This is a genomic window from Candidatus Nanopelagicales bacterium (genome assembly GCA_037045355.1).
Classification (GTDB): domain Bacteria; phylum Actinomycetota; class Actinomycetes; order S36-B12.
This window is the reverse complement of sequence record JBAOHO010000019.1, coordinates 1-2,618: the sequence shown is the minus strand read 5'-3', so window position 1 is coordinate 2,618 and position 2,618 is coordinate 1. Positions and strand designations below refer to the sequence as shown.

Annotated in this window: 3 protein-coding genes; 1 reads left to right on the top strand and 2 read right to left on the bottom strand. The window is 65.2% G+C overall.

Features of this window, described 5'->3' with window-relative positions; all coding sequences use genetic code 11:
- Both V9E98_10530 and V9E98_10525 read right to left on the bottom strand, forming a co-directional pair.
- Window positions 1-1,374, bottom strand: a 1,374-nt coding sequence (locus V9E98_10530) for a hypothetical protein (GenBank protein ID MEI2717415.1), incomplete at its 3' end; no start/stop codon positions are given.
- A 397-nt stretch (window positions 1,375-1,771) separates the two neighbouring features.
- Complete coding sequence (locus tag V9E98_10525) at window positions 1,772-1,996, bottom strand: DUF805 domain-containing protein (GenBank protein MEI2717414.1); 225 nt, start codon at window positions 1,994-1,996, stop codon at window positions 1,772-1,774.
- Between the two features lie 24 nt (window positions 1,997-2,020).
- On the opposite strand from V9E98_10525, the gene V9E98_10520 reads away from it, so the two are divergent.
- Entirely contained in the window at window positions 2,021-2,452 is a 432-nt protein-coding gene (locus V9E98_10520) for a hypothetical protein (protein ID MEI2717413.1), read from the top strand.
- Window positions 2,453-2,618 lie beyond the last annotated feature (166 nt).

The following is a 2,618-nucleotide window of genomic DNA, read 5'->3' as shown; positions in this document are numbered from 1 at the left end:
GCCGCTGCTGTGCTCTTGTCTGCCTGTGCCGGCAATGATCGTGGATTCGGCCTGGGGGAGTTGGTTCAGCGGATCCCAGATCTTACGTCCGTTGAACCGGATCGACGGGTAGGTGGACGTGGCGTTGGAGACGCTGTAGCCGAGCGCCATGTTCCCTTGCTTGTCCATGGCGGCCGAGCCCATCCAGCGGAACGTGGCCCCGTCGGGATCGGCGGTGGTGCCCTGCTGGTACACCTGCGGCTCGGTGGCGTTCGGTTGCCGGATCTCGTACCAGCCGATCCCGGTCTGCGCGGTCTGCCCGAGGTTTCCGTCCATCGCCACCGTGTGGTTGGCGACCAGCGACTCGTGGGTGCCGAAATTGCGATATGCCAGGCGGTGCATCAGGCGCCCGCCGAGGACTTCGAGTTTCTGGAGGGTTGTCGGTTGGGGAACGCATTTGCCGCGTGATACCTCCGGGCAGGCCCAGGTGAACGGGTCCACCTGGAGGTAGATCGGGCCGGTCAGACCCGTGTTCGCCGGCGTGTCCCAATCCACGTCGAACTTGTACATGGTCAGTTTGTCGTTGTCGCTCCAATGCTCGCCGAGGAAGTAGTTCGGGGACCCCGCGGGTGGGGAGGTGCTGCCGTCCGCGTCGGAGGGCAGCAATGACCATTCCGTCGTGAGATCGAAACACTGTTGTGACGCGGGATCGCCGGCGAGGAGGGCATCGCGTTCGAGCGCGCAGACCTTTGCGCCCACGTAGTCGAAGGTCACAGGGTCGAACATGTTGTAGGAGACGTAGTACCCGTCGGGCCAGACGCCGATCTTGGGGTAGTCCGGGAAATCGTCGTAGTCGAACTCGTACAGGTGCCAGGTTCCCAAGGGGTTGCTTGTGGCGCTGACGGCTACGCACTCGTGCAGTCCGGTGCCGTCGTAGGAGAACTGGGACACCAGCCAGCGGTCGGCGAACTGGTCGTGCAGCACGATCGGGTCGCCGTCGTTGGTGGTCGCACAGTCCCCGCCGAGGTCGGTCCAGATCGTGTTGCTGTTGACTGGGCCCAGGGCCGTGGAGCCGTCCTTGTTGAAGATCTGCAGCGAACTGTTGACCATCTGCACGTAGTGATTCGGACCTACGTCGCCGACCGTGTCGGGCGGGAGATATCCATTGCGGTTATTGAGCCCTTCGAAGTCCTCGAGGATCCCAGGCATCTGCTGATCCGGTGCCGGCCCGGTCGGGTTGGGGATGCTGGGTGGGACGAGATCGCCGCTGAGCATGTCATCGATGCGCTCACCCGGTGTGGGCTTCTGTGGGACGACCTTCCAGGGGTCGGCCTCGGCGGAGACTGCGTTGTGCGCCAGGTCGCGAAGCGGCTGTCGACGTGCCGCTGACTTCACCGCTGCCGATACCTCGGGCCGCTGGTCGTCCGCGTGTGGCCGGGGTTGTCACCACCGCGAGGGTTGCGATCGCAACTGCCGATGAGGACGGCTATGAGTCGATGCGCGGGCATGTCACTCTCCGATCCCCCCGCTCGCAGGGTAGGCATGCGACACATGTGGATGATGGGGACAGCGTTGAGGCTTCGCCGACTCAGGCAACCGCAGCAGTGACGATCGCTCACGAAAGAACCCCCCGCCGCAGCGAGGGGTTCTTCCGTTGATCGTGCGGTGCTACACCGCGCCGGCGGTACCCGGAGGCGGTCCGTACCTGTTGTCTCCGGCGTCGCCTTCCTTGATGTAGAAGGCGAAGATGAGGATCAGCGGGCCGATGCAGCAGATGATGGCCGAGCCACCATCACCAGCCGGATTTGTCCACGTCGTGCAGACGCCGAACCGACACCGCGATGGTCGGCAGCAGGACGACGAGAGACCAGATGGTGCTCAACCAACCGACGTTGTAGACGGCCGTGACCGCCGCCCGCACTCCGCCCACAGATGGGCCAGGAACGTCGTACTGCTCAGGGATGACCGCCCGGCTGAACGCACCCGGATTGTTACACCATGCGCCAGGATGTAACATCGTCGGTGAGGGCGAGGAGGAACCATGGCGACCAAGAAACCGAGTCCGGCGGCGTGGCGTGAACGGTTGGCGCGTGCAGGCACGTACCGGGAGGCGTTCAGTTTCGATCCGGCCCGGATCAAACACCCGAGCGCCGGGTGGGTGGCCATGTTCAAGGACGAGTTCGGGATGACGGACGCGGACTTCCGCGTCGCCGGTGTCACAGGGCGACGACGCCTGTGGTCGCTCGACGTCCCGGCCCGCCCTCGATCGCGGTCCATCGCGACAGCCATCGCGCAGATCGTCGGCGAGGAGAACGTCGAGGACTCCGACTACGCCCGTGTGCGCTACGGCCACGGGAAGACCGTCGACGAGAACCTCGCCCTGCGGGCGGGTCGGGTCGAGGTCCGTTCCGGACCTCGTCGTGCATCCGCGGGACAAGGGCGATGTCGCGGCGATCGTGGCCTACTGCGCTGAACACACGATCCCGCTCGTGCCGTACGGCGCCGGGTCGGGCACCGTGCTGGGCACTCGTGCCGAGCGTCCGGCGGTGTCGTGCTGGTGATGCGCACCCACATGAACAAGCTGCTCGCGATCAACGAGCGGAACATGACGGCAGTCGTGCAGCCAGGTCTGATCGGCT